The organism is Pseudomonas sp. MD195_PC81_125, from assembly GCF_014060985.1.
Lineage (GTDB): Bacteria > Pseudomonadota > Gammaproteobacteria > Pseudomonadales > Pseudomonadaceae > Aquipseudomonas > Aquipseudomonas parakoreensis.
This window is the reverse complement of the sequence record NZ_JABULD010000768.1, coordinates 1-895: the sequence shown is the minus strand read 5'-3', so window position 1 is coordinate 895 and position 895 is coordinate 1. Positions and strand designations below refer to the sequence as shown.

Sequence of the window (895 nt, the reverse complement as noted above, 5' to 3'; positions counted from 1 at the left end):
GGGGCGGCTCCAAAGGTGCGGGTCAATGATCCAGCATGTTACAGGCTCGATTGACTGGGCGCTTGTAACCGAGAGAGGGACTAATGCTGTTCACTGCTGGACGGGCCAGCGCACTATTTGCCTGCGCGCAACGCGTTTTGCACCAAAGGTAACAGTGCATCAGTTGTTGCCAACAGCTCCGCCAAAAGCGTTTCGTCCACATCCATATACCCTTCGTACTCGGCCAGATTGCGCCGCTCGTGACAAAGTGCAAACAGGCGAACCTGGACCTTGTTCAGCCCGAGAGTGTGCACAAGGCACTGAAACACCAGATAGCGACGGTCGGAGCGAAAACCTTTGAGGCGCATGGCAGTCAGTGCCAAGGCATGTGCGGCGTTGTAGGCGAGGTCGAAGCGACTGGCAAAGGACAGTGCGCAACTGTGAGCATCCTTCAAACGGTCTGTGGCTGATCGCATCAGGCCTTCACATTCCTTGCGATCTGGTGGCTCGGCTTTGAGGCCGCCGCTGCGCACCAGGTTTTCCAGACTGTCACTGCTGCCCATTGGTGATCTCCGCTGGGTTACGGCCAATCAAATCAATTTTGTCTTGTTGTTCAACTCGCACAACAAAGCTGTTGTCAGCCGCTTTTCTGGCTCGCCAGTCGACCAGTGTATAGAGCGTAGGGTTGATGGTGCGGCCAAGGTATTCCTCTACGGGAAGTAGCCTTTCCATCAAGTCGCTGTAACTGAGGTGTTCGCCTATCAGCATCAGGTCGATGTCACTGCCGCCATGCTCGTTGCCCTTGGCGACGGAGCCGTAGATAAATGCCCACACCAATTGATCGCTCACTGGAGCCAAGGCCGCACGTAACTGCTCTGCAATACCAAAAGTTTTGCGCACGATCCCCAGCAGTTCT

General features: G+C 55.4%; 2 protein-coding genes. Both read right to left on the bottom strand.

Annotated features, from left to right (window positions below):
* Positions 1 to 113: 113 nt before the first annotated feature.
* The gene (locus tag HT737_RS28965; protein ID WP_095668167.1) at positions 114 to 542 is read right to left on the bottom strand and encodes a hypothetical protein; all 429 of its coding nucleotides are present in this window, start codon (positions 540 to 542) and stop codon (positions 114 to 116) included.
* The coding region (locus tag HT737_RS28960) for a nucleotidyltransferase domain-containing protein (RefSeq protein WP_182404541.1) at positions 529 to 895 on the bottom strand (367 nt) is incomplete at its 5' end. The genes HT737_RS28965 and HT737_RS28960, both read right to left, overlap by 14 nt.

Bases quoted from the DNA above. Each gene is read 5' to 3' on its own strand.
- HT737_RS28965 (WP_095668167.1), bottom strand. From the start codon at position 542: ATGGGCAGCAGTGACAGTCTGGAAAACCTGGTGCGCAGCGGCGGCCTC.